A 249-nucleotide genomic window follows, 5' to 3' on the forward strand; every position below is an offset into this window, starting at 1 on the left:
GGCCAATCTCTTTACGCACCCAGTTGCGGACTTCTGCGTACAGTTCTGGTGACGGTTCCTCCCCGTGATTAAGCGTGACGTAGGCGTAGATCGCCTGACCTTTAATATTGTGCGGAATACCTACTACGGCGGCTTCGGCAATCTTCGGATGCGCCACCAGCGCCGACTCAATCTCCGCCGTTCCCAGACGGTGACCGGAGACGTTCAGCACATCGTCCACACGCCCGGTTATCCAGTAATAGCCATCTT

Annotated in this window: 1 protein-coding gene; it reads right to left on the reverse strand. The window is 56.2% G+C overall.

The features are described 5' to 3' along the window. Positions 1-249, reverse strand: a 249-nt coding sequence (locus tag R0J88_RS22275; protein WP_410901210.1) for an AMP-binding enzyme, incomplete at both ends; no start/stop codon positions are given.

This window comes from Pseudoalteromonas sp. SIMBA_162, from assembly GCF_046535955.1.
In the GTDB taxonomy this organism is placed as follows: Bacteria; Pseudomonadota; Gammaproteobacteria; order Enterobacterales; family Alteromonadaceae; genus Pseudoalteromonas; species Pseudoalteromonas marina.